General features: G+C 71.4%; 20 protein-coding genes and 2 tRNA genes. 11 read left to right on the top strand and 11 right to left on the bottom strand.

Going from position 1 to position 23362, the window contains the following annotated elements:
* Positions 1-187 precede the first annotated feature (187 nt).
* Positions 188-1411 carry an SGNH/GDSL hydrolase family protein gene (locus tag LL946_RS09350; RefSeq protein WP_404379963.1) on the top strand — a complete coding sequence of 408 codons (1224 nt, stop codon included), beginning with the start codon at positions 188-190 and terminating at the stop codon, positions 1409-1411.
* A gap of 98 nt (positions 1412-1509) precedes the next feature.
* Here the strand turns inward: LL946_RS09350 and LL946_RS09345 are convergent, their stop codons facing one another.
* A complete protein-coding gene (locus LL946_RS09345; RefSeq protein WP_404379961.1) occupies positions 1510-2121 on the bottom strand; it encodes a TetR/AcrR family transcriptional regulator in 612 nt (203 codons plus the stop codon).
* Positions 2122-2247: 126 nt separating this feature from the next.
* On the opposite strand from LL946_RS09345, the gene LL946_RS09340 reads away from it, so the two are divergent.
* The 8 genes from LL946_RS09340 (at position 2248) to LL946_RS09305 (ending at position 11099) form a co-directional block, all read left to right on the top strand.
* The gene (locus LL946_RS09340; RefSeq protein ID WP_404386755.1) at positions 2248-3468 is read left to right on the top strand and encodes an acetyl-CoA C-acetyltransferase; all 1221 of its coding nucleotides are present in this window, start codon (positions 2248-2250) and stop codon (positions 3466-3468) included.
* Between the two features lie 44 nt (positions 3469-3512).
* Positions 3513-5702 (top strand): 3-hydroxyacyl-CoA dehydrogenase NAD-binding domain-containing protein, encoded by a 2190-nt coding sequence (locus tag LL946_RS09335; protein WP_404386754.1) that lies wholly within the window; start codon positions 3513-3515, stop codon positions 5700-5702.
* 4 nt (positions 5703-5706) lie between these two features.
* Positions 5707-6573 (top strand): CoA transferase, encoded by an 867-nt coding sequence (locus LL946_RS09330; protein WP_404386753.1) that lies wholly within the window; start codon positions 5707-5709, stop codon positions 6571-6573.
* Between the two features lie 42 nt (positions 6574-6615).
* A complete protein-coding gene (locus LL946_RS09325; RefSeq protein WP_404386752.1) occupies positions 6616-7782 on the top strand; it encodes an acyl-CoA dehydrogenase family protein in 1167 nt (388 codons plus the stop codon).
* 100 nt (positions 7783-7882) lie between these two features.
* The gene (locus LL946_RS09320; protein WP_404386751.1) at positions 7883-8617 is read left to right on the top strand and encodes a response regulator transcription factor; all 735 of its coding nucleotides are present in this window, start codon (positions 7883-7885) and stop codon (positions 8615-8617) included.
* Positions 8614-10068: a sensor histidine kinase gene (locus LL946_RS09315; protein ID WP_404386750.1), complete on the top strand. Its 1455-nt coding sequence runs from the start codon at positions 8614-8616 to the stop codon at positions 10066-10068. Before LL946_RS09320 ends, LL946_RS09315 begins: the two co-directional genes overlap by 4 nt.
* A 292-nt stretch (positions 10069-10360) precedes the next feature.
* A tRNA-Ser gene (locus LL946_RS09310) sits at positions 10361-10450 on the top strand.
* 100 nt (positions 10451-10550) lie between these two features.
* Positions 10551-11099: a methylated-DNA--[protein]-cysteine S-methyltransferase gene (locus tag LL946_RS09305; protein WP_404386749.1), complete on the top strand. Its 549-nt coding sequence runs from the start codon at positions 10551-10553 to the stop codon at positions 11097-11099.
* Between the two features lie 5 nt (positions 11100-11104).
* Here the strand turns inward: LL946_RS09305 and LL946_RS09300 are convergent, their stop codons facing one another.
* The 6 genes from LL946_RS09300 to LL946_RS09275 form a co-directional block, all read right to left on the bottom strand.
* Complete coding sequence (locus LL946_RS09300; protein ID WP_404386748.1) at positions 11105-12622, bottom strand: LCP family protein; 1518 nt, start codon at positions 12620-12622, stop codon at positions 11105-11107.
* A gap of 189 nt (positions 12623-12811) precedes the next feature.
* Positions 12812-13015 carry a cold-shock protein gene (locus LL946_RS09295; protein ID WP_009776543.1) on the bottom strand — a complete coding sequence of 68 codons (204 nt, stop codon included), beginning with the start codon at positions 13013-13015 and terminating at the stop codon, positions 12812-12814.
* Between the two features lie 313 nt (positions 13016-13328).
* Complete coding sequence (locus LL946_RS09290; RefSeq protein ID WP_404386747.1) at positions 13329-13718, bottom strand: universal stress protein; 390 nt, start codon at positions 13716-13718, stop codon at positions 13329-13331.
* On the bottom strand, positions 13715-14557 hold the full coding sequence (locus LL946_RS09285; RefSeq protein WP_404386746.1) for an ATP-binding cassette domain-containing protein: 843 nt from the start codon (positions 14555-14557) through the stop codon (positions 13715-13717). Before LL946_RS09285 ends, LL946_RS09290 begins: the two co-directional genes overlap by 4 nt.
* The gene (locus LL946_RS09280) at positions 14554-15576 is read right to left on the bottom strand and encodes an ABC transporter permease (protein WP_404386745.1); all 1023 of its coding nucleotides are present in this window, start codon (positions 15574-15576) and stop codon (positions 14554-14556) included. Before LL946_RS09280 ends, LL946_RS09285 begins: the two co-directional genes overlap by 4 nt.
* Before the next feature lie 2 nt (positions 15577-15578).
* The gene (locus tag LL946_RS09275; RefSeq protein WP_404386744.1) at positions 15579-16670 is read right to left on the bottom strand and encodes a substrate-binding domain-containing protein; all 1092 of its coding nucleotides are present in this window, start codon (positions 16668-16670) and stop codon (positions 15579-15581) included.
* Positions 16671-16810: 140 nt separating this feature from the next.
* On the opposite strand from LL946_RS09275, the gene LL946_RS09270 reads away from it, so the two are divergent.
* Positions 16811-17836, top strand: coding sequence for a LacI family DNA-binding transcriptional regulator (locus tag LL946_RS09270; protein ID WP_404386743.1), 1026 nt, complete (start codon positions 16811-16813; stop codon positions 17834-17836).
* A gap of 122 nt (positions 17837-17958) precedes the next feature.
* Here the strand turns inward: LL946_RS09270 and LL946_RS09265 are convergent, their stop codons facing one another.
* Complete coding sequence (locus LL946_RS09265; protein ID WP_404386742.1) at positions 17959-20490, bottom strand: GH32 C-terminal domain-containing protein; 2532 nt, start codon at positions 20488-20490, stop codon at positions 17959-17961.
* A gap of 127 nt (positions 20491-20617) precedes the next feature.
* Positions 20618-20702: transfer RNA gene (locus LL946_RS09260), tRNA-Ser, on the bottom strand.
* A 121-nt stretch (positions 20703-20823) separates the two neighbouring features.
* Between LL946_RS09260 and LL946_RS09255 the strand changes: the two genes are divergently transcribed.
* A complete protein-coding gene (locus tag LL946_RS09255) occupies positions 20824-21174 on the top strand; it encodes a protoporphyrinogen oxidase (protein ID WP_404386741.1) in 351 nt (116 codons plus the stop codon).
* 42 nt (positions 21175-21216) lie between these two features.
* On the opposite strand, the gene LL946_RS09250 is transcribed toward LL946_RS09255, so the two are convergent.
* Positions 21217-22491, bottom strand: a complete 1275-nt coding sequence (locus LL946_RS09250; protein ID WP_404386740.1) for a lanthionine synthetase LanC family protein — start codon at positions 22489-22491, stop codon at positions 21217-21219.
* 139 nt (positions 22492-22630) lie between these two features.
* Entirely contained in the window at positions 22631-23335 is a 705-nt protein-coding gene (locus tag LL946_RS09245) for a phosphotransferase family protein (protein ID WP_404386739.1), read from the bottom strand.
* Positions 23336-23362 lie beyond the last annotated feature (27 nt).

Raw genomic sequence — 23362 nt, 5'->3', positions numbered from 1 at the left:
CCACCACACCGGCGGACGCAACAGCCCGCCTCGCGTTGCGTCCGCCACGATGCCGCCCTGACCACCACACCTGCGGACGCAACAGCCCGTATGCCGGGTGGTGGCCTGAAGGTGAGCGCTGCGGGAGCGCTCGGTGCGCCGGCCGCCAGCGGTGGCGGGACGGCATACGACGGGGTTCACTGGTCGGGTGAGCTTCGCGCGCAGCACCCGGACCACCGTCGTCGCCGCAGCGGCGGCGGCTGTCACGACCGCCGCCGTGGCCCTGCTGCCCCAGCCGGCCCCGGCGGTCTCGGGCGGCCCGACCAACGAGGTCGGGACCTGGGGGACGGCCGTCGACACGACCAGCTTCACCCTCAGCGACCAGACGGTGCGCAACATCGTCCACACCAGCGTCGGCGGGTCAGGGTTGCGGATCTCGCTGTCCAACGCCTTCGGCTCGGTGCCGGTGACGTTCGACTCGGTGTGGGTGGGCGTGGCCGGTGAGGGCGCGAGCATCGAGCCGGGCACCAACCGCCAGCTGACGTTCGGCGAGGACGAGGCGGTGACCGTGCCGGTGGGCGCCGAGGTGCTCAGCGACCCGCTGCCCGGCGACCTGCCCCCGGCGTCGACCCTCGCCGTGAGCATCCACGTCGTCGGGGACGCGGGGACCGTGAGCGGGCACAAGCTGGCCCACCAGACGAACTGGGTGTCGACGCCCGGTGACCACGCCGCGGACGAGGGCGCCGAGGCGTTCCCGACGCCGACCAACAGCTACGCGTGGGTCGAGTCCGCGGTCGTCGAGACGCCGCAGCAGGTGGACACGGTCGTGGCCCTCGGCGACTCGATCACCGACGGCGACAAGTCGACCACGAGCCTCAACCGGCGCTGGCCCAACTACCTCGCCCGCCGCCTCTTCGACCGGCCCGCGCCGCTGCAGTACGGCGTGATGAACGCCGGGATCTCGGGCAACCGGGTGCTCGCCGACGGCTCCGGGGTGAGTGCGCAGGCGCGCTTCGACCGCGACGTCCTCGCCCAGCCGGACGTGCGCACCGTCGTCGTCATGGAGGGCGTCAACGACCTGCGCTGGGACTTCGCCACGAAGCCGGCCGACCTCATCAACGCCTACCGCCAGCTCGCGGCGCGCGCCCACGCCCGGGGCGTGTGCATCGTCGGCGGGACCATCGCGCCCTGGGAGGGCGGCAGCCGGTGGTCGGCGCAGCGCGAGGCCATCCGGGTCCAGGTCAACCAGTGGATCCGGACGACCGGCGAGTTCGACGCCGTCGTCGACTTCGACGCGGCCCTTCGCGACCCGCAGCGCCCGACGCGGATGCTGCCCGCCTACGACAGCGGCGACCACCTGCACCCCGGTGACGCCGGGTACCAGGCGATGGCCGCCGCCGTGGACCTCGAGGACTTGGAGTGCCGCCGCTGAGGCGGTTCGTCGAGCCGTCGGACATGCACAACGGATCGCCGCTGTCGCGCGCCCCGCACGACCGCTCGGCTCACTGCGGGTTGTGCATGTCCGGTGGCTCAGTCGCCGGGGCGCCGCAGGTCGACCCGCACCGACGGGACCGGTGACGTCGCGCCCGCCAGGGCCCAGAGCCGACCCAGCGTCGGCTGCAGCAGCCGGTTGCCGAGCTGGCCGACGAGCACGGCCACGGCCTGCTCCTCCACCGGCTTCCGGCTCCGGGCGATGCCGTGCTCGCGCAGCGTGGTGGTCTGCGCGATGGTCTCGTCGACGAGCCGGCGAGCGAGCCCCTCGTCACCCGGGTCGGGCGTGACGACCACCCGGCGCAGGTAGTCGATCGCCTCGGGGTTGTCCTCGAACATGGTCGTCACGGCGTCGTCGCGGGCGGCGACGACCTCGGACGCAGCGCCCTCGAGCGCCACCGAGTCGAGCGCCTCGCGGAACAGGCCGACGACGAACTCGTCGACCTCGGCGTGGAGCCCGTCCTTGCCCCCGAAGTGGTGGACGACCAGGCCAGGGGCGACCCCCGACTCCCGCGCCACCTCTCTCAGGCTCGTCGCGGCGACCCCGCGCGCGGCGAAGAGCCGCAGGGCGGCGGTGCGGATCCGGACGCGCGAGTCGGACGCCGGGGCGGCCCCGGAGCCGACCGCCGAACCCGTCGCTCGCTGCGTCATGGCGCCAGCCCTCCCTGTCGTGGACGTGGGTGACAGTCAACACTCGGCGACGGCATTGCACAAGTGTTCAACCGCTGCGTATCGTGCTGGACGAACCCCTCTCGCGCACCTCGAAGGAGCCGGTCCATGCCCGAGCAGTCCCAGGCCGTCATCTACGACGCCCTCCGCACTCCCCGCGGCCGGGGGAAGTCCACCGGCGCCCTCCACGAGGTCAAGCCGATCGACCTCGTCGTCGGCCTCATCGACGCCCTCCGCGAGCGCAACCCGGGGCTCGACAGCGCGCAGATCGACGACGTCGTCCTCGGCATCGTGTCGCCGGTCGGGGACCAGGGAGCCGTGCTCCCCCGCGTCGCGGCGATGTATGCCGGGCTGCCCGAGCCCGTCGCCGGCGTCCAGGTCAACCGCTTCTGCGGCTCCGGCCTCGAAGCGGTCAACCAGGCCGCGGCCCGAGTCCGCTCGGGCTTCGAGGACCTCATCCTCGCCGGTGGCGTCGAGTCGATGTCGCGTGTCCCCATGGGCAGCGACGGTGGGGCCTGGGCGATGGACCCGGCCACCGCACTCGCCACCGACTTCGTGCCCCAGGGCATCGGCGCCGACCTCATCGCGACCCTCGAGGGCTACGACCGCGCCGAGGTCGACCGCTTCGCCGCCCAGTCGCACGCGCGCGCCGCCGCCGCCTGGGAGGCAGGCCACTTCGCGCGCTCGGTCGTGCCCGTCAGGGACGCCAACGGGCTGACCATCCTCGACCGCGACGAGACCATCCGCCCCGACACGAGCGTCGAGTCCCTCTCGGCGCTCAGGCCGTCGTTCGCCGGCATCGGCGACAAGGGCGGGTTCGACTTCGTCGCCACCGAGAAGTACCCGAGCGTAGACCAGATCAACCACGTCCACCACGCCGGCAACTCCTCCGGCATCGTCGACGGCGCCGCCCTGCTGCTCGTCGGCACGGAGCAGATCGGCCAGGAGATGGGCCTCACGCCGCGGGCCCGCATCATCTCGACCGCCGTCGTGGGCTCGGAGCCGACCATCATGCTCACCGGCCCGGCGCCGGCCTGCCGCAAGGCCCTCGACCGGGTCGGCATGACCGCCAAGGACATCGACCTCGTCGAGATCAACGAGGCCTTCGCGGCCGTCGCCCTCAAGCTCATGCGCGACATGGGCTGGAGCGAGGAGCAGACCAACGTCAACGGGGGCGCCATCGCCATGGGCCACCCGCTCGGCGCCACCGGCGCGATGGTCCTCGGGACGCTCGTCGACGAGCTCGAGCGGCGCGACCTCGAGCGCGGCATCGCCACCCTCTGCATCGGCGCCGGCATGGGCATCGCCACCGTCGTCGAGCGCATCTGAGCGCCCCGAACTGCACCTGAACCCGGACAGGAACCACAGACACCATGAGCGAGAACATGATCCGCTACGAGCGCGACGACGAGGGCATCGTCACCCTGACGATGGACGACCCGGCCGCGGGCGCGAACACGATGAACACGGCATACAAGGTCGCGATGGGCGAGACCATCGACCGGCTGGAGGCCGAGCGCGACGAGATCACCGGCGTCGTCCTCACCTCGGCCAAGAAGACCTTCTTCGCCGGCGGCAACCTCACCGACCTCCAGAAGGTCACCCCGGAGACCGTCGGTGAGACGTTCGCCGAGGTCGAGGAGCTCAAGGCCCAGCTGCGGCGGCTCGAGCGCCTCGGGCGGCCGGTCGTCGCCGCGATCAACGGCGCCGCGCTCGGCGGCGGGCTCGAGATCGCCCTCGCCTGCCACCACCGCATCGCGGTCGACGACGACAGGGTCCGGCTCGGACTGCCCGAGGTGACCCTCGGGCTCCTGCCCGGCGGCGGTGGCGTGACCCGCCTCGTGCGGATGCTCGGCATCTCCGACGCACTCATGGGCTGGCTGCTCCAGGGCCAGCAGCGCACCCCGGCCGACGCCCACGCCAAGGGCGTCATCGACGAGCTCGTCGCCACCCGTGAGGAGCTCGTGCCGGCCGCGAAGCAGTGGATCCGCGACCACGCCGGCGACGAGTCCGCCGCGACCAAGCCGTGGGACGTCAAGGGCTACAAGATCCCCGGCGGAACGCCGACCACCCCGGCGTTCGCGGCGAACCTCCCGGCGTTCCCCGCCACCCTGCGCAAGCAGCTCAAGGGCAGCCCGGTGAAGTCACCGCGGGCCATCATGTCCGCCGCTGTCGAGGGGGCCCAGGTCGACTTCGACACGGCAAGCCGGATCGAGTCCCGCTGGTTCGCGGGCCTCGCCGCCGGACGTGAGTCGACGGCGATGATCCAGGCGTTCTTCTTCGACCTGCAGGCCGTCAACGGGGGTGCACTGCGTCCCCGGGGTGTCGAGAAGCGCTCCGTCGGCCGCGTCGGGGTCCTCGGCGCCGGGATGATGGGGGCCGGGATCGCCCACGCCTGCGCCACCTCCGGCATCGACGTCGTCCTCAAGGACGTGAGCGTCGAGGGGGCCGAGAGGGGGAAGGCCCACGCCGCGACGCTCCTCGACGCCCAGGTGGCCAAGGGCCGCATGGACGCCGCCGAGAGTGACGCCATCCTCGCCCGGATCACCCCGACCGCCGATGTCGCGGACCTCGCCGGCGTCGACGTCGTCATCGAGGCGGTCTTCGAGGACCACGCCCTCAAGGAGAGCGTCTTCCGCGAGGTGGAGTCCGTCGTCGGTCCCGACACCCTCCTCTGCTCCAACACCTCGACCCTGCCGATCACCGGGCTCCAGGGCTTCACGAGCCGCCCCGCCGACTTCATCGGGCTGCACTTCTTCTCGCCCGTCGACAGGATGAAGCTCGTCGAGATCATCCGCGGCGAGCAGACCTCCGACGGGGCGACCGCCCGCGCCATCGACCTCGTCCAGCAGATCCGCAAGATCCCGGTCGTCGTCGGCGACGGCCGCGGCTTCTACACGAGCCGGGTGTTCGGCACCCTCATCCTCGAGGGCGCGGTGGCGGTGGCCGAGGGCATCGACCCCATGACCGTCGAGCGGGCCGCCACGTCGGCGGGCTTCCCCGCGCCGCCGCTGGCGATGCTCGACGAGGTGTCGCTCACCCTGACCCAGCACATCCGCGCCGAGGCCGAGAAGGCCGCCGCCGCCGAGGGCCGCGCGCTCGAGCGCTCCCCCGGCGAGGTGCTCATCGACGAGCTCGTCGAGCTGGGCCGCAAGGGCCGGGCCTCCGGCGCGGGGATGTACGACTACCCCGCGGACGGGCCCAAGGTCCTGTGGCCGGGGCTGCGCGAGCGCTGGAGCCGTGGGACGCAGGTCCCGCTGGGCGACCTGCAGGATCGCTACCTCTTCGCGATGGCGCTCGAGACCGCCGCCTGCTTCGAGGAGGGCGTGCTCCGCGACACCGCGTCCGCCAACATCGGTGGCATCTTCGGCATCGGCTTCCCGCCGCACACGGGCGGCCCGGCGACGTTCATGACCAACTACGAGGGCGGCTTGGCCGGGTTCGTCGCCCGGGCCGAGGAGCTCGCCGACACCTACGGCGAGCGCTTCCGCCCGTCGGCCTGGCTGACCGCGCGCGCCGCGACGGGCACCCTCGTCGACGCGCCCGTTCCCGTGGCGACGTGAGGTCGTGACCGCCGTGACCGGGCCACTCGCGGGCGTGCGCGTCGTCTCGATCGCGATCAACCTGCCGGGGCCGGCCGCCGTCGCGCGGCTGGCCTCGCTCGGGGCGTCCGTCACGACGGTGCTGCCCCCGAGCGGTGACCCACTCGAGCACTACGCCAGGGCCTACTTCGACGAGCTGCACGCCGGCCAGATGCTCGAGCACCTCGACCTCAAGAGCGATGAGGGCCGGGCACGCCTCGACGAGCTCCTCGCCGGTGCCGACCTCTTCGTCACGAGTTCACGGCCCTCCGCCCTCGCCCGGCTCGGCCTCGACCACGCGACGGTGGGCGGACGGCATACCCAGGTCTGTCAGGTCGACGTCGTCGGCCAGCCCGGTGCGGGTGCCGAGGTCCCCGGCCACGACCTCACCTACCAGGCCTCGTCGGGACTGCTCAGGGACGGCCGTATGCCGGCCACGACCTTCGTGGACCTCGCCGGCGCCGAGCGTGTGGCCGCCGAGGCGTGCGCGGCTCTCCTGGAGCGCGCCAGCACCGGGCGCGGCTCCCGTCGCGAGGTGGCGCTGTCCGACGTCGCGGACGCCCTGGCGCGTCCCGTGGCCCACGGCCTGACCTCACCCGGTGGGCCCATCGGTGGCGGCCTCGCGGTCTACGACGTGTATGCCGCGGCTCACGGCCACGTCGCCCTGGCCGCGCTCGAGCCGCACTTCGTCACCCGGCTGCTCGCCGCCCTCGACCTCGCGCCCGACGAGGTCACGCGGGAGCGGCTCGCCGAGGTGTTCGCAGGCCGATCGGCCTGCGAGTGGCAGCAGTGGGCCGACGAGCACGACATCCCGCTCGCCGCCGTCGCCGAGCCAGGATCCGCGACACCCTGACCCGCCCGACCTCCCTCGCCCCAACCGCACCCAGGAGTCACCATGGCCGACATCCTCAAGCCCCCGCCCTACGTGCCCGCGTGGGGACAGGACGACGACGTCGCCGACGTCCTCAAGCTGGCGCGCACCTTCTTCGCGCGCGAGGTGACCCCGCACCTCGCGCGCTTCGCCGAGCAGCACCAGGTCGACCGGGAGACCTGGCTCGCCGCGGGTGCCGCGGGACTGCTGTGCATCTCGGTGCCGGAGGAGTACGGCGGCGGTGGTGGCACGTTCGCCCACGAGGCCGCGGTGCTGTGGGAGCAGGGTCGCGCCGGCGACGACGCGCTCGGCTACTCGGTGCACTCCACGATCGTGGCGCACTACGTCCTCACCTACGGCTCCGAGGAGCAGAAGCAGCGCTGGCTGCCGCGGATGGCGTCGGGTGAGCTCATCGGTGCGATCGCGATGACCGAGCCGTCGACCGGCTCGGACCTGCAGCGCATCCGCACCACCGCGAAGCGTGAGGGCGACCACTACGTCGTCAACGGCAGCAAGACCTTCATCACGAACTCCTCCCACGCCGGCCTCGTCGTCATCGTCGCCCGCACCGGTGGAGAGGGCGCCCAGGGCATCTCGCTCATCGCCGCCGAGGTCGACGGGCTCGAGGGCTTCGAGCGCGGACGCGTCCTCCAGAAGGTCGGCCAGCACGGGCAGGACACCCGCGAGCTCTCGTTCACCGACATGCACGTCCCCGTCGAGAACCTCCTCGGCGAGCAGGAGGGCCGGGGCTTCTACCAGCTCATGCACCAGCTTCCCCAGGAGCGGCTCGCGATCGCCGTCGGTGCGGTGGGCGCGGCCGACCTGGCCGTCGAGCTGGCGGTGGCGTACTCGAAGGAGCGCGAGGCGTTCGGGGCGCCGATCGCGAGCTTCCAGAACACCCGCTTCACCCTCGCCGAGGTGAGCACCGACGTGCTCGCGGCCCGCACCTTCCTCGACTACTGCATCGGCCTCCACGTCGAGGGTCGGCTCGACGCGGCGACGGCGTCGCGCGCGAAGTACTGGACGACCGACGTCCAGTGCGACGTCATCGACCGGTGCGTCCAGGTCTTCGGTGGCTACGGCTACATGCTCGAGTACCCCATCGCGCGTCTGTATGCCGGCGCCCGCGTGCAGAAGATCTACGGCGGGACCAACGAGATCATGAAGGAGCTCATCTCGCGCAGCCTCTGAGCGTGGGAGGCCGGGGTCGGCCGCCGGTGCCCGACGGTTCACAGGAAGCACACAGGCAACTCATGGACTGGGCCGAGCCGGCGCCGGTCTACTGGTACCCATGAGCACGACTCCCACCTCCTCCGCCAAGCTGCAGCGCCCCGACGGCAGCCCCGTCCGCGTCCTCGTCGTCGACGACGAGTCGAACCTCACCGAGCTGCTCTCCATGGCGCTGCGCTACGAGGGCTGGGAGGTCCGGGCGGCGGGCACCGGCATCAAGGCGGTCAAGGCGGCGCGTGACTTCCAGCCCGACGCCGTCGTGCTCGACATGATGCTGCCCGACTTCGACGGGCTCGAGGTCCTGCGCCGGATGCGCGCCGACAACGACGCCGTCCCGGTGCTCTTCCTCACCGCCAAGGACGCCGTCGAGGACCGGGTCGCCGGACTCACGGCCGGTGGCGACGACTACGTGACCAAGCCGTTCAGCCTCGAGGAGGTCGTCGCCCGGTTGCGTGCCCTCATGCGGCGCACCACCGTCGTCGCCGAGGAGTCCTCGTCGCTGCTCGTGGTCGGTGACCTGACGATGGACGAGGACAGTCACGAGGTGACCCGTGGCGGTGTCGAGATCGCCCTCACCGCAACGGAGTTCGAGCTCCTGCGCTACCTCATGCGCAACCCCAAGCGCGTCCTCTCCAAGGCGCAGATCCTCGACCGGGTCTGGAACTACGACTTCGGCGGCCAGGCCAACGTCGTCGAGCTCTACATCTCCTACCTGCGCAAGAAGATCGACGCCGGTCGTGAGCCGATGATCCACACAATGCGCGGCGTCGGCTACGTCCTCAAGCCGGCTCCGTGAGCACGCCCACGACGGCCCGCCCGGTCCGTTCGTGGTTCGACCCGACCGGCTGGTCGCTCACCACGAAGCTCGTCGCCGCCGTCGTCGGGCTCTTCCTCGTCATCACCGTGGCGACGTCGACCTTCACCGTCCTCGCCCTCGAGAACCACCTCCTCGACCAGATCGACCAGGACGTCACGTCCAGCCTCGTGCGCGCCGGCGGGCCCCGCGGCTCGGGCGAAGGTGGCGGCGGACCCATCCCCGGAGGTGGAGGCGAGTCGCTGCTCGTCGTCCGGCGTGACGGCGAGGTCGTCGTCAACCGGGTCGAGAGCGGACGGACGGTCGGACAGCTGACGGTCGAGCAACTCGTCGCCCTCAACCGGGCCGGCCTCGGGCCGACACCGCGGACCGTCGAGATCGAGGGGCTGGGGGACTACCGCATCGCCGCCGCCCGCCAGCCCGGCGGCGCCACCGTCGTGTCGGGCCTCCCGATGGGCGGCATCGACCGGATCATCGACGCCATCCTCGGACTCGTCGTCGGCACGACCATCACCGGACTGGCCCTCGTCGCCCTCGGTGGGCAGTGGCTCATCCGCCGCAACCTCGCTCCCCTCCAGCGCGTGGCGCACACGGCGACCCAGGTGAGCCGGCTCCAGCTCGACTCCGGCGACGTCGCCCTCGCGCAACGCGTCCCGGCCGCCGACACGGACCCCCGTACCGAGGTCGGGCAGGTCGGGCAGGCCCTCAACGACCTGCTCGACAACGTCGAGGGCGCACTCCGGGCCCGCCACGAGTCCGAGACCCAGGTGCGCCAGTTCGTCGCGGACGCCTCGCACGAGCTCCGGACGCCGCTGGCCTCGATCCGCGGCTACGCCGAGCTGTCGCGCCGCGAGCGCGAACCCGTGCCGGCCTCCGTCACCCATGCCCTCACCCGGGTCGAGTCCGAGTCCCTCCGGATGCAGAGCCTCGTCGAGGACCTGCTGCTCCTCGCCCGTCTCGACGCCGGCCGCCCGCTCGAGCGCGGGACCGTCGACCTGTCGCTGCTCGCCATGGACGCCGTCTCCGACGCGCACGCCGCCGCCCTGACGCACACGTGGGAGCTCGACCTGCCCGACGAGGCGGTCGAGGTGCCTGGGGACCAGGCCCGCCTGCATCAGGTCGTCGCCAACCTCCTCGCCAACGCCCGCACCCACACCCCGTCGGGGACGCGGGTGGTGACCTCGCTGCGGCGCGAGGGCGACTGGGTCCGGCTCGCCGTCACCGACGACGGACCGGGAGTGCCGGAGTCGTTGCAGGACACCGTCTTCGAGCGGTTCTCGCGAGGGGACGAGGCGCGCGTCCGGGCGAACGGCTCCACCGGCCTCGGGCTGTCGATCGTCGACGCCGTCGCACGGTCGCACGGTGGTCGGGTGAGCCTCGACAGCCGCCCGGGCCACACGACCTTCGCCGTGATGCTCCCCGCCGACGCCTGAGCCGGCCCCGGAGGTCCACTCCGCGCACCTCTCCGCTCGGCCGTGTGCACTGCTGCACCCCAGCGCAGCAGTGCACAGCGCCGGCCGGGGACGACCGCACGCCCATGGCTCACACCCTCACCCACGCCGCGAGGTCACAGCACCCGCCCACCCTTGCCGAAGCACCGAGCCGGCCCCGGGGCGGAGGCGTGAGGTGACCGCCCGGCATACGGTCGAAACACGCCGCCCGGCGAGACGCGGAGAGGGCGCTTTTGCTGTGCGACTGGCTGGACGGTTACCCTGTTCCGGCTGAGGAGGCGTCGCCTAGTCCGGTCTATGGCGCCGCACTGCTAATGCGGTTTGGGCTAAAAGCCCATCGAGGGTTCAAATCCCTCCGCCTCCGCACACTGGAACTGCCCCGGGTCGCCCGCGACCCGGGGCATTTTCAGGTCCCGCGGCGGACGCGCTCACACCTGTCGGTGGCGTGGCGTTGAATGGCCGTGATGAGCACGTCGCCCGCGACCCCAGCGTCAACCCATCGAGCCCGCCGCCACACCACCCTCGCCACCGAGCTCGGGGAGCTGCTCGCCGTCGCCGAGGGTGATGCCCTCGCGGGCCTCTACTTCCCGAGCCACTGGCACCCGCCGAAGCCCGGCGAGATCGGCCCTGAGGTCTCGGCCACCGGCGACCCGGTCTTCGAGGCCACTCGCAACCAGCTCGCGGAGTACGTCCGGGGTGAGCGGACCTCCTTCTCCGTCCCCACCGTCACCCACGGCGACGCCTTCTCCGAGCGGGTCTGGGACCTGCTCGTGACGATCCCCTACGGCGAGACGACGACCTACGGCGCGATCGCGCGCGAGCTCGGCAACCCCGGTCTGGCGCAACGCGTCGGGCAGGCGGTCGGCCGCAACCCGGTGAGCGTGCTCATCCCGTGCCACCGTGTCATCGGAGCCGACGGCTCCCTGACCGGGTATGCCGGTGGGCTGGACCGCAAGGCCCGCCTCCTCGCGATCGAGGAGCCGCCCGAGGTCGCCGAGTCCCGCCTCTTCTGAGACGGTCAGGAGCAGATGTCGTCGCTCGCCTTGCGCGGCTCGATCGTCACCGACGACGACGGGGTCGAGGACAGCGTCGGCTTGGGCAGGGGCTCGGTGCCCAGACGGTTCGGGACCTCGACGACGTCGGGTGAGCCGGTGCCGAGGGTGACGCGGACCTGCTGGCCGAGGTCGGTCCGAGACTCCTTGAGCGTGGCTCCCGGGAAGGCGGCGGCCACGGTGCGCGCGGCCTCCTCGTTGGCCCCGGAGTACTCGACGGTCGCACCCTTGACGACGGCGTCGCCGTTGCTCGACACCACCTCGCCGAAGCCCTGGACGCGCAGCGCGGCGACGGCCTGCTTCGCCAGGCCCATGACGCCGGAGGAGTTGACCACCTCGACCCGGATCGAGTCCGGTGAGACGGTGAGGGGCTCGGTGGACGACGGGCTCGGCGTGGGGGTCGGCGCCCCGAGCTCGCGGTCGGAGCGGATGGACTCCCACAGCTGATCGGCCTCCGGAGCCCACTCGACCCGGTTGGGGTCCTTCGGGTACACCTGCGTCGGCACCGTGACGAACTGGATCTTGTCGACGCCGATGCCCTTGACGCTCTCGGCGATGTCCTTCATCGGCCCGAGCCCGAAGTCGGGGTCCATCTGGAGCGAGCTCGTCGCCGCGCCGAGGAAGCGGAGGAGCTTGTCGGGGCGCAGGAGCAGCTTGGTGTCCGTGGCCTTCTGCGCCACCGACGACATGAACGCCTGCTGGCGCTTGATGCGCTGGATGTCGGAGCCGTCACCGACGGTTTTGCGGGTGCGGACGTAGCCCAGCGCCTGCTCGCCGTCGAGGGTGTGCCGGCCGGCGGCGAGGGTGAACTTCGCCTTGGGGTCGTCGATGTCGAAGGGGGTGCAGACCGGGACGCCGCCGAGCGCGTCGACCATGTCCTTGAACCCGCTGAAGTCGACGACCGCGAAGTGGTTGACGAAGACGTCGGTGTTGCCCTCGAGGGTGCGGATGACGCAGCCGGGACCACCGGTGTTGAAGTTCTGGTTCCACTGGTGCACCCGCCACTGGTCCTCGGGTGCGTCACCGTCGCAGTCGACCGGTGCGGGCACCATCGAGTCGCGCGGGATCGAGATCATCGTCACGGACTTCCGGTCACCGGAGATGTGCATGAGGATGTTGGTGTCGGAGTGCTGGCCGGGCTCCCAGTCGCCGGAGCCGTAGCTCTCGTTGCCCTCGCCGGTGCGGACGTCCGAGCCGATGAGCAGGATGTTGAGCGGGCCGCTCGACACGTTCCCCGCCGGAGTCGGCCGGTCCTCGCCCACCATGTCGGAGACGTCCAGGCGGTCGATGTTGCCGTTGAGCTTGAGGTAGGTGCCGACCATGCCGACGACGAGCAGGGCGGCCACCGCACCGACGACGCCGATCCACCGACGACGGCGCCGCTGGCTGCGTGCCTGGCGCTGCCCACGCATCGCGGCGCGCGTGCCGGACCCCGGCCCGTGCTCCTCCAGCTCACCTCGTCCTGCGCGCTCGTCGTCCTGCACACGTTCCTCTTCGTCGTACCAGTGGGACCTGCGCTCCGTCCCCCACGGAGCGCGACGATTCTAGGGGCCGACTCTGAGAGCGCGCTGACACCCCGGTTCCGGGGCGCGGCGCGGCGGCCCGGACGTGACGAGGCCCCCTGCCGCCAGTGGCGGAGGGGGCCTCGCTCAAAGACTGTGTGGAGTCCTCGATCAGAGGGGGCGGACCTGCTCGGCCTGCGGACCCTTCGGACCCTGGGTGACCTCGAACTCGACCTGCTGGTTCTCGTCGAGGCTGCGGTAGCCCTGGGTGTCGATGGCGGAGTAGTGAACGAACACGTCGGGTCCACCGCCGTCCTGGGCGATGAATCCAAAGCCCTTCTCAGCGTTGAACCACTTCACGGTGCCCTGTGCCATGTGGGGTAACTCTTTCCTGTGTGTAGCACTCGGACGCAGCAGAATCGCGGCGCCCACCGGCCGCACTCCTGCCCAACCCCAGGTGAACCGGACAACCGGTTCGGACACATCAACGCCCGCCTTCTGTGGAAGCGAGACGGGCGCGTACTGCGACCTGCGAGGAACTGCTGTTGTGCAACCGCTCACGAACTTACCAGCAAACCTTCATCGTGTGCCTGCTCGGCGAAGTCGCGTCCCCAAATGTTCACGCAGTGAGAAACGCACGAGAGGTATGCCGGGAAGCGGGCTCCCGGCATACCTCTCGTCGTGCGTCTCAGGCCTTGACCGCGAGGACCGCGCAGGTCGCGTCGAGCAGCACCTGCTGGGCCGTGCTGCCGGTGACGACCTTGCCCAGGGGCGAGCGCTTGCGGACCCCGATGACGATGAGGTCGGCGTTCACCTCCGCGGCCACCGAGAGGATCTCCTCGGCCGGGGCGAGGCCCCGTGTCGACTGACGGACCTCGTGGTCGATGCCCTTCTCGGTGAGCTGGGCGTCGAGGGCGTCGAGGTCCTTCGGGTCGGCGAAGCTCGCCACCGTGTAGTCGCCGAGGACACCGGAGTTGACGACGACCAGCCGCTCGTCGCGCCGCTGCGCCTCGACGATCGCTGCGTCGACGGCAGCCAGCCCCTGGGGGCTGGGGATGTAGCCGACGACGATGGTCACGGCGCGTCCTGACTGAGCTTGGTCGCGCCGGTCATGATCGCCACGCCCTCGCCCATGTCGTGGGTGTCGGGCGTGATGACACCGGCCCGGCCTCCGAGCCGCTGGATGTGGATGCGGTCGGCGACCTCCCACACGTGCGGCATGTTGTGGGAGATGAGGATGACCGACAGCCCCTTGTCGCGCAGCTGCTTGACCATGTTGAGCACCATGCCCGACTCCTTGACGCCGAGCGCGGCAGTGGGCTCGTCGAGGACGACGACCTTGCTGCCGAACGCGGCGGCGCGGGCGACGGCCACGGCCTGGCGCTGACCACCGGAGAGCGTCTCGACGGCCTGACCCATGTTCTGGATCGTCTGGATGCCGAGGTTCTGCACCGACTCGCCGGCCCGCTTCTCCATGCCCTTCTTGTCGAGCATCCGCAGCACCGACCCCAGCGGGCCCTTGCGCCGCTCCTCGCGGGCGAGGTAGAGGTTGCTCGCGATGTCGAGGGCGGGAATGACGGCCAGCTGCTGGTAGACCGTCTCGATGCCTGCGTCGCGGGCGTCCTGGGGCTTCTTGAAGGACACTGGCTGACCGTTCATGGTCACCTCGCCGGAGTCGGGCACGTAGGCGCCGGTGAGGCACTTGATGAGCGTCGACTTGCCGGCGCCGTTGTCGCCGATGACCGCGAGCACCTCTCCCGGGTAGAGGTCGAGGTTGACGCCGTCCAGCCCGACCACGCGGCCGAAGGTGATGACGAGGTTGCGGGCCGAGAGGACCGGAGGCTTGTCGTAGACGTGCTCCTTGCCCGCGGGGACGCCGCCGTGGGCGACCTCGAGGTCGGATGTCGTGGTGCTCATGCCTTCACCTTTCGAATCCACTGGTCGATCGCGACCGCGACGATGACGAGGATGCCGGTGGCGAGGACTCGCCACTGCTGGTCGACACCCATCTGGGACAGACCGAACGCGAACGTCTGGACGATGAGAGCGCCGATGAGCGTGCCCACGAGCCGGCCGCGTCCGCCGAAGAGGCTCGTGCCACCGATGACGACAGCGGTGATGCTCGCCAGGTTGGCGTCCGGAGCGGCGTTCGGCGTCGCTGCGCCGGCACGGCCGATGAGGATCCACGCAGCGACGCCGTAGATGAGACCGGCCACGGTGTAGACCGCGAGCAGCATCCGCTTGCTCGGGACGCCCGACAGGCGAGCCGACTCTGCGTCGTCGCCGACGGCGTACACGTAACGACCCCATGCGGTCTGCGACAGGACGAAGCCCATCACCACGTACAGGAGGATGACGACGACGATGCCCCACGTGAGCCGGAACTGCCCGATCCCGAATCCCTCACCGAGGAAGTTGAGGAGGTCCGGCATGCGGTCGGCCTGGATGCTCGAGCCGCCCGAGTAGAGCAGCGCGATCGCCGTGAAGATGCTCAGCGTCCCCAGGGTCACGATGAACGGCGGCAGGTTGATCCTGGTGACGAGCAGGCCGTTGAGGAACCCTGCCCCCGTGGCCAGGGCGACGCCGATGAGGATGGCGAGGATGCCCGGCATGCCGTCGTCCCTGGCCAGGGTGGCCATGACCATCATCGACAGCACCATGATCGCGCCGACCGAGAGGTCGATGCCGGCGGTGAGGATGACGAGCGTCTGACCCACGGCGAGGGCCGCGACGACCGCGGTCTGCTGGAGCAGGATGCCCATCGAGTTCGCCGTGAGGAACGTCGGCGTCGCGATGAAGAACACGAGGAACGCGACGAGCAGGAGGAACAGCGGGCTCAGCCAGGGCTTGCCGTGCAGCTGGTGCTGCAGCCTCTGCACCGGGGACTGCTGCCGCCGAGCGAACTCGGCGGCAGCAGACGTGACGTCGGCACTCATGGTCAGTTGCCCCAGCAGATCTTGGAGCCCTCGTCGGAGGTGATGCTCTCGACGCCTTCGGCCTCCTTGTCGGAGACCAGCGCGACGCCGGTGTCGAAGAAGTCGAGGCCCTCCGTGGTCTTCGGCTTCTCGCCACCACGGGCGATCTTGGCGATGGCCTCCATACCCAGCGTGGCCATCTTCAGGGGGTACTGCTGCGCGGTGGCTCCGATGACGCCGCTCTTGACCGAGGCGACACCTGCACAACCACCGTCGACCGAGACGATCGTCGCCGTCTTGCCCGCCGCCTTGAGGGCAGCGTTGGCGCCGACAGCCGTCGGCTCGTTGATCGTGTAGACGACGTTGATGTTCGGGTTCTTCGCGAGGCACTTCTCCATGGCCGACCGGCCACCAGCCTCCTCGCCGTTGCCGGCCTCGTTGCAGACGATCGTGTAGTCGCCACCGCCGGCCGCGGTGTACTTGCCGGTCTTGGCCTCGTCGCCGTTCTTCTTGCCGTCGGCGACGTCGATGCCCATCCCCTCGAGGAAGCCCTGGTCGCGGTTGTAGTCGACCGAGACGATCTTGTCGCTGAAGAGGTCGATCAGCGCGATCGTTGCCGGCTTGCCGGCGACCTGAGCCGCAGCCCACTGGCCGATGAGCTTGCCGGCCTGGCGGTTGTCGGTGGCGAAGGTGATGTCGACGGTGTCGGCCGGGTCGGGCGGGGTGTCGAGGGCGATGACGTAGAGGCCGGCGTCGCGGGCCTTCTTGATGGCGGCGTTGACGCCGGTGCTCATCGGGGTGATGAGGATGCCCTTGTCACCGCGGGCGATGGCGTCCTCGATGGCCGTGATCTGGCCCTGGTCGTCACCCTCCTGCTTGCCTGAGGCGATGGTGAGCTTGACGTTGTTCTTGGCCGCGTCGGCCTTGGCGCCGTTCTGCATGGCGACGAAGAACGGGTTCGTCGAGTCCTTGGTGATGAGGACGACGCCGACGGCGGCCTCGCCCCCGGAGCCGGTGTCCGACTCGCTGGCGCGGTTGCAGGCCGACAGTCCGAACGCGGTCGTGGCCGCCACGGCGAGGACGATGGTGCGCTTGGCGCGTGAGGTGGTGCGCATGGGTGGTCTCTCCTTTGAGTGTCCGATGACAACGTTGTCAAGGTCATTTATAGGGGCACCTTGCGCTCAGGTCAAGGGATGCCGTACAACTCGTGACATGAAGGTGACATCGTTGTCAGGCCCGCAGCCCCCTCTCGGCCATGACTGAGCGCGCTGGGCGGGCCACGATGCGCGACGTCGCCGCCCTCGCCGGAGTGAGCATCAAGACCGTCTCGAGGGTCGTCAACGCCGAGGCCGGCGTGGCCGACCCGGTGCGCGAGCGCGTGCAGGACGCGGTGACCCGGCTCGACTACCGGCACCACCTCGGGGCGAGCAACCTGCGCCGCGGGTCGAGCCGGAGCGGTCTCATCGGCGCCCTGCTCCAGGACGTGAGCAACAGCTTCTCCGCCGCGCTGCTGCGCTCCCTCGAGGACGCCGCCCGCAGCCGCGGCACCGCCATCCTCTCCGCGAGCCTCGACGAGGAGCCCGACCGCGAGGTCAGCCTCGTCAACGACCTCGTCTCCCGGCGGGTCGACGGGCTCGTCATCATGCCCTCGACCTTGCGGCAGGACTACCTGTCGTCGGAGGTCCGCGTCGGTCTCCCGGTGGTCTTCGTCGACCGCGAGCCGCAGGGCGTGGCCGCCGACTCGGTGAGCGTCGAGAACTTCGAGGGCGCCCAGATGGGCGCCGAACACCTTCTCGCACAGGGACATCGGCGCATCGCCTGCCTCACCGACCTGCCCCAGATCTCCACCGCGCAGCGGCGGTACGCGGGCTTCGTCCAGGCCTTCGCCGAGCGCGGCCAGAGACCCGACGAGCGTCTGGCGATCTCGGGCCTGCGCGGTGCGGCCGCGGCCGAGGAGGCGGTCATCCAGCTCCTCGACCTCGACCGCCCGCCGACGGCCGTCTTCGCGGGCCGCAACGACCTCGCCCAGGGCACGGTCCGGGCCCTGCGCCGCCGCGGGCTGAGCGAGTCGGTGGCCGTCGTCGGCTTCGACGACTTCCCCCTCGCCGACCTGCTCACGCCGGCCCTCACCGTCATCAGGCAGGACGTCGGGCGGATCGGCCGCATCACCGCCGAGATCCTCTTCGCGCGGATCGACGGCGACGCCTCGCCGCCGCAGCGCGTCGTCATCGAGCCCACCCTCGTCGTGCGCGGCTCGGGCGAGATCCCGCCCCCGGCCTGAGCGTCGCGACCCGGCGACCCCCCACCACCCGCACGACCCGCACGACTCATTGCCCCGGGACCACCGGGCGAGGCCCTTTTCGGGGCTCCGCCGGTGGTCCCGGGGCAATCAGTCCGCAGTGGTCAGGGGCGCAGCGGCGTCACCTTGACGTCGACCGCCTTGGCCGTCCCACCCACCGCATAGGTGGCGATGCCCGTGGCCGACGCCGGCGGGTAGATGAGGTCGGTCACCGAACGCTGACCGCCCTCGGCCAGCACCTCCACCGAGCTCCGGTCGAGGTATGCCGTGAAGGTCACCTCACCGTCGCGCACCGTCACCGGTGCCTCCTCCACGCTGGGGAAGAGCGGGTGGAACCCGACGTCACCGCTCGCCGTCCGGTCGACGACGAGGGTGCCGTCACGGCGCACGCCGACCCGGGTGCCGACCGAGCCGTCGGCGCTGCGGCGCAGCACCACGCCCGCCTCGGTCGCCGAGCCGAGCGCCACGCGGACCTCGACCCGCGCCACCGTCGCGTCGAGCCCCGTGGCCTTCTCGCCAGCGGCGACCGGCCGCACCTTGACCTGCTGCTTGTCCCGGTTGACCAGCGACGCCTCGACACCGGCGACAGGTGTCTGGCGCAGCTGCGGGCCCGCCGCGGACGACACGAGCGACAGCGTCCGCGGCATCGTCATCTGGCCGCGCCACGGGCTCGTCGGCACGTCCTGGGCGTACTGCCAGTTGTTCATCCAGCCGATGGTGGTGCGCTGCGAGTCCGGCAGCCCGTTGAAGGTCACCCCGGCGTAGTTGTCGCGCCCGTAGTCGACCCAGTCCGCCCGGTCGGTCCCGTTCTTCGCGGGAGCCGCTGCGAGCATGAACTGGTCGGCGAGGATGTGCCCCCAGCCACCCGAGCTGTGGTCGATGACGCGGATCTGCGCCGAGCGGCCCTGCAGGTCGGCGAGGTCCCAGGAGGCCCAGTCGAGGGCCTCGCTGTCGGAGCCGGTGCTCGAGCGCACGACCTCACCGTCGACGACGAGGTTCACCGTCGTCTGGGTGTCACGCGGGCCGGCTGCGGTGTCGGAGAACCGGATGTCGTCGACCATGAGGTGTCCCCAGTCGCCGCTGCTGTTCTCGTCGCGGATGACGATGCGAGCCTGCGAGCCGACGACCGAGCGCGCGTCGATGTGGCGCCAGTCCATGTCGCCGGAGCTGTTGCCCGTGACGGAGCCGACGACCTGGCCACCCGACACGAGCTCGACCACGGTCGGCCCACTGGTCCCGAGCGGGTGGGTGCCACCGGCGATGAGCAGGTTGACCCAGTCGCGGGTGACCGTGAACTCCGGCGACACGAACGTGCCGGTCGCCGGGTCGCAGCGGTCGGGCACGACGCAGGTGTCGAGGACCTTGTCGCCCTGGTGGTAGGGCAGGCCTGAGCTCGTCGCGCCGTAGCCGACGAACTCGCCGGTGGCGCTCCAGCCCGCGGGCAGGTGGGTCGCCGGGTCGAGGGTCTCGAAGTCGGTGAACACCTCGCCACCCGGGTCGCCCTGCGTCGCACCGGGCACAGCCGGGTGACGGCCGCCGCCGACGAGGAAGTTGAGGTAGCGCTGGTCGATCGTGAACGCCGGCGACGTCAGCTCGCCCTGGGCGGCGTCGAAGTCGATGAAGCTGTTGGCGAGTCGCTCGCCGACGTAGCCCGTGACGGTCTGCTGCCCGGGCAGCGTGCCGGCCGCGGGCTGGGAGCCGAAGGCGGTCCCGGTCGGGGTCCAGCCGGCATACCCGTCCTCGAAGCCCTGGAGCAGCGTGCCGGTCGGCGGCTCGTAGGTGGCGGGGCCGTCGGCGGTGAAGGTCGTGCCGTCGAAGTCGCCGACGAAGTACTGCGTGCCCGATCCGCCGGCGATCCCGCCGGGGTTGAGGCTGACGAGCATGACCCACTTGACGTTGGCCGGGTCGCCGTCGACGGCCAGCGGGAAGAGGTCGGGGCACTCCCAGACGCCACCGACGGCGTTGCGCGGGCCGAACTCCGAGAGCCGCGTCCACTGCTTGAGGTCGGCCGAGCGCCAGATGAGGACCTTGTGCTCGTTGGCGATGACGGCGACCATCCGCCACTCCTTCGCCGGCTCGTACCAGAACACCTTGGGGTCCCGGAACTCGCGCGAGCCGATGTCGATGACCGGGTTGCCGGAGTACTTCGTCCAGGTCTGGCCGTCGTCGGTCGAGTACGCGAGCGACTGAGCCTGGATGCCGTCGCGACCGCTCGCCTGCGTGTAGGCGCTGGTGTACATCGCGACGAGCGGCGGGTTCTGCGCCGTGCCGAGGCCGGAGCTGTTCGTCGTGTCGACGACCACCGAGCCGGAGAACACCCCCTCGTTCGCGTCGAACGGGATGGCGACCGGCTGCTCCTCCCAGTGGACGAGATCGGTGCTCGTCGCGTGGCCCCAGGACATGTTGCCCCAGCGGTCGCCGAGCGGGTTGTACTGGAAGAAGAGGTGGTAGACGCCCTTGTGGAAGACGAGCCCGTTGGGGTCGTTCATCCAGTTCTTGGCCGGGCTGAAGTGGTAGGCGGGACGGTGCTGCGGAGTGTCGGCCGAGGCCGGTGCGACGCCGAGCGCCGTGAGGACCGCGACGACGAAGAGGACGAGCCCGTGGCGGCGCGCATGTGGTCTGACGAGATGTGACATGTGGTTGGTCTCCCCGGATATGACAACGTTGTCATAAGACACGACACACGTGACCGGCGAGTACGTCAACCGGGGGTGTCGCATCGTGAGACGCGTCGGAGGTCAGCCGACGGCGTCGCACACGGGGCGGCGGGTGTGGGATTTGAACCCACGAGAGGTCTCCCTCTGGTCGCTTTCAAGGCGACTGCACTAGGCCACTATGCGAACCCGCCCGGCCCACCGGAGAACCGGTGACCGACAGACAGGGTATGCCGCGAGCGCCCCTGACGCGGAACCCGCACCGCAGCGTCGGGCAGGTAGGGTCGAAGGCCAACCGAAGGGACACTGCCACCGATGCCCAGAATGAGCTTCTTCGTCGGCCTCGCGGCCGGCTACGTCCTCGGCGCACGCGCCGGGAAGCAGCGCTACGCCCAGATCAAGACCGTCTCCGGCAAGGTCTGGCAGAGCAAGCCCGTCCAGAAGCAGGTCGCCGCGGCCAAGGAGAGCGCCAGGACCAAGGCCGCTCCCGTCGTCGCCGACTTCGTCGCGGACGCCGCCAAGGCGACCAGCGAGAAGCTGCGTGCCTCGCGCACCGTTCCCTCGCAGGTGAGCACCGGGCGCGACCGCACGACGGGTGAGGACCCGTGGGTGGCGTCGTCCACCGCACGCGACGAGGACCCCTGGGGCACCGCCACCCGTCGCTGAGCCCTTCTCCCCGTCCGGGGCCCCACCCGGAGCCGACCGGCCCTAGCCGGAGGCCGCCCGCACACCGCCGGCGCCCAGGAGGACCACCGATGGGACCGATCGGGGCAGCGCGAGGTCGGCGAGGACCACCGCGGTCCCCGCGACGCCGGTGAGCAGGGAGACGTCCCTGTCGGCACCACGCAGCCCGCACGGCCAGGCCCCCGGGTCCGTCGGTGCTGCGGCGACGAAGTCCGTCGCCGCCGCGAGCGCCTGCTCGCGGTGCTCCGGCACGTCGAAGACGTCCGCGGCCAGTGCCACGACACCTGCCGCACCGCCGACTCCGTGGCACAGCGTCCACCCACCGGCGACCGACTCGGGTCCGCTGGACGCCGCCTGCTCGGCCGCCTCGCTCATCGCGCGACCGCACCGCTGCACCGCCAACTCCGCCTCGGCGCGCGTCGTGTCGCCCGACCACGGCACCTCGAGGCCCGCCGCGACCAGCTCGAGGATGCGCAGCCGCACCGCCCCGGCGCCGGCGCTGCCGTGGCACCAGAGGTCCGGCCAGGTCACCTCCCCCTCGCGCAGGTCGGGCCACCCGCCGCGCACGGGTTCGGACCACGTCGCCTCCCAGTCCAGCGCCTCGGCCGCGAGCTCGAGTGCCGGTCCGGACAGGGACGGCCACACGGCGGCCGCCTCGGTGAGCGCCCACGCGATCCCCGAAGCCCCGTGCGCCAGACCGCACAGCGGATGCGCCGCCTCACCCGCGAGTCGCGCGTCGGGCCAGCTGCGCCCCCACGGCTCGACGCGCGACCGGTGGCGCAGCTCGGCGACGACGGCCGCCGCGTGGCTCTCGTGGCGGCGGCTGAGCGCCAACGACAGGAGGATCCCGGCGAGCCCGTCAGTGAGGTCGCTGCCGTCGGACCACCCGGCAACGGCGCCGCGGCCACCGGCTCGGAGCAGGTCGACTCCGGCCTCGCCGACGAGAAGGCCTGCGGGCGCGTCCGGGTCGGTCGGGCGCGCCCGCAGGAGCATCTCGGCACCGGACGCCGCGAGCTCCTTGGCGTCCGCGCGGTTCAGGGCGGTGCCGAGGTGGGTCAGCGCCCACACCACCCCGGCATCGCCGTCACAGAGGGAGCGCCGTCCCGCGACGACGCCGAGGGCACCCTCGGGCCCCATCTCCCACGACGGCCAGGTGGGCGCTCCGGTGTCGTCGATGACCGCCGTCCGCACGAGCAGGTCGACGCAGCGGTGGGCGGCATCGAGCACGGGTGCGTGGTGGTCGATCGGGTCCGTACTCCGCATCCCGACCAGCTCCATCTCGTTCGTGGCAGCACTCATCGCACTGCCTCCATCTCCGGGGTGCCGCAGCGAGGTGAGGCGGCATCGAGTACCTCGGTCCTGTCGACGGCCCCGAGCGCGTCACCACCCCTCCTGGGTGACGAACCCGGGGCGGCCAGGTACTCGGGTCGCCACCCGCTCATGACCTGACCTCCTCGGCGGCTGCCGTGGCCCGCGAGAGAAGTCGGGCCACGTCCGTGGCCCTGTCGTCGCCGTGGTGGAGGGCGACCTGCCAGGCGGACATGAGTGCGCTGATGCAGCGCCAGGCGGGGTTGAGCGAGCCGGGCCCGCACGCGGCCCAGTAGGCCTCCAGGCAGAGCGCCTCGAGGTCGAGCCCGGGACGCGACAACTGATTGAGCGTCGCTGCCGCAGCGACGAGGTCGTACTCCGTGGCGCCGAGACCGCCGGACCCGACGTCGATGAGCCCGATCCGCACCGTGCCCGCCGGGGAGGTCTCCACGACGATGTTGCCGGGGGCGATGTCGCCATGCACGACGTGGGTCGGTCGCGACTGGTCGCGGGCCACCCGGACCGCGCGGCGGATCACCGGGTCGGCGAGGCGGCCGAGGACGACGCGGGTGGTGGCGCGCTGCGGGCCGCCTGCCATCGACGGCGGCAGGCTCTCGAGCAGCGGCCAGGGCCGAGCGGCGGATGGCAGGTGCGAGCCCGCGACCGGGACGCGGTGCCGACGGGCCAGGGCACGCCCGAGGCCGACGGCGACCGGGCGGAGGACGGCATCTCCCCCGACGCCATCGAGCTCGATGCCCGGCACTGCCGTACCCCACACCGACCCCGATGCCGGCTGAACGATCGGGGCCGGTGCGAGCTGGAGGGGAGCGACCATGTCAGACACCGGCCGGGATGTCGGTCC

It is taken from the genome of Knoellia locipacati (genome assembly GCF_044791685.1).
GTDB classification, from domain to species: Bacteria; Actinomycetota; Actinomycetes; order Actinomycetales; family Dermatophilaceae; genus Knoellia; species Knoellia locipacati_A.
This window is presented reverse-complemented; position numbering and strand designations above follow the sequence as displayed.

What these genes read in the sequence shown, in the direction of transcription:
- LL946_RS09245 (WP_404386739.1), bottom strand. Translation starts at nt 23,335, where the DNA reads ATGGTCGCTCCCCTCCAGCTCGCACCGGCCCCGATCGTTCAGCCGGCA.
- LL946_RS09285 (WP_404386746.1), bottom strand. Translation starts at nt 14,557, where the DNA reads ATGAGCACCACGACATCCGACCTCGAGGTCGCCCACGGCGGCGTCCCC.
- LL946_RS09335 (WP_404386754.1), top strand. Translation starts at nt 3,513, where the DNA reads ATGAGCGAGAACATGATCCGCTACGAGCGCGACGACGAGGGCATCGTC.
- LL946_RS09275 (WP_404386744.1), bottom strand. Translation starts at nt 16,670, where the DNA reads ATGCGCACCACCTCACGCGCCAAGCGCACCATCGTCCTCGCCGTGGCG.
- LL946_RS09340 (WP_404386755.1), top strand. Translation starts at nt 2,248, where the DNA reads ATGCCCGAGCAGTCCCAGGCCGTCATCTACGACGCCCTCCGCACTCCC.
- LL946_RS09345 (WP_404379961.1), bottom strand. Translation starts at nt 2,121, where the DNA reads ATGACGCAGCGAGCGACGGGTTCGGCGGTCGGCTCCGGGGCCGCCCCG.
- LL946_RS09325 (WP_404386752.1), top strand. Translation starts at nt 6,616, where the DNA reads ATGGCCGACATCCTCAAGCCCCCGCCCTACGTGCCCGCGTGGGGACAG.
- LL946_RS09280 (WP_404386745.1), bottom strand. Translation starts at nt 15,576, where the DNA reads ATGAGTGCCGACGTCACGTCTGCTGCCGCCGAGTTCGCTCGGCGGCAG.
- LL946_RS09255 (WP_404386741.1), top strand. Translation starts at nt 20,824, where the DNA reads ATGCCCAGAATGAGCTTCTTCGTCGGCCTCGCGGCCGGCTACGTCCTC.
- LL946_RS09250 (WP_404386740.1), bottom strand. Translation starts at nt 22,491, where the DNA reads ATGAGTGCTGCCACGAACGAGATGGAGCTGGTCGGGATGCGGAGTACG.
- LL946_RS09320 (WP_404386751.1), top strand. Translation starts at nt 7,883, where the DNA reads ATGAGCACGACTCCCACCTCCTCCGCCAAGCTGCAGCGCCCCGACGGC.
- LL946_RS09295 (WP_009776543.1), bottom strand. Translation starts at nt 13,015, where the DNA reads ATGGCACAGGGCACCGTGAAGTGGTTCAACGCTGAGAAGGGCTTTGGA.
- LL946_RS09270 (WP_404386743.1), top strand. Translation starts at nt 16,811, where the DNA reads ATGACTGAGCGCGCTGGGCGGGCCACGATGCGCGACGTCGCCGCCCTC.
- LL946_RS09265 (WP_404386742.1), bottom strand. Translation starts at nt 20,490, where the DNA reads ATGTCACATCTCGTCAGACCACATGCGCGCCGCCACGGGCTCGTCCTC.
- LL946_RS09305 (WP_404386749.1), top strand. Translation starts at nt 10,551, where the DNA reads ATGAGCACGTCGCCCGCGACCCCAGCGTCAACCCATCGAGCCCGCCGC.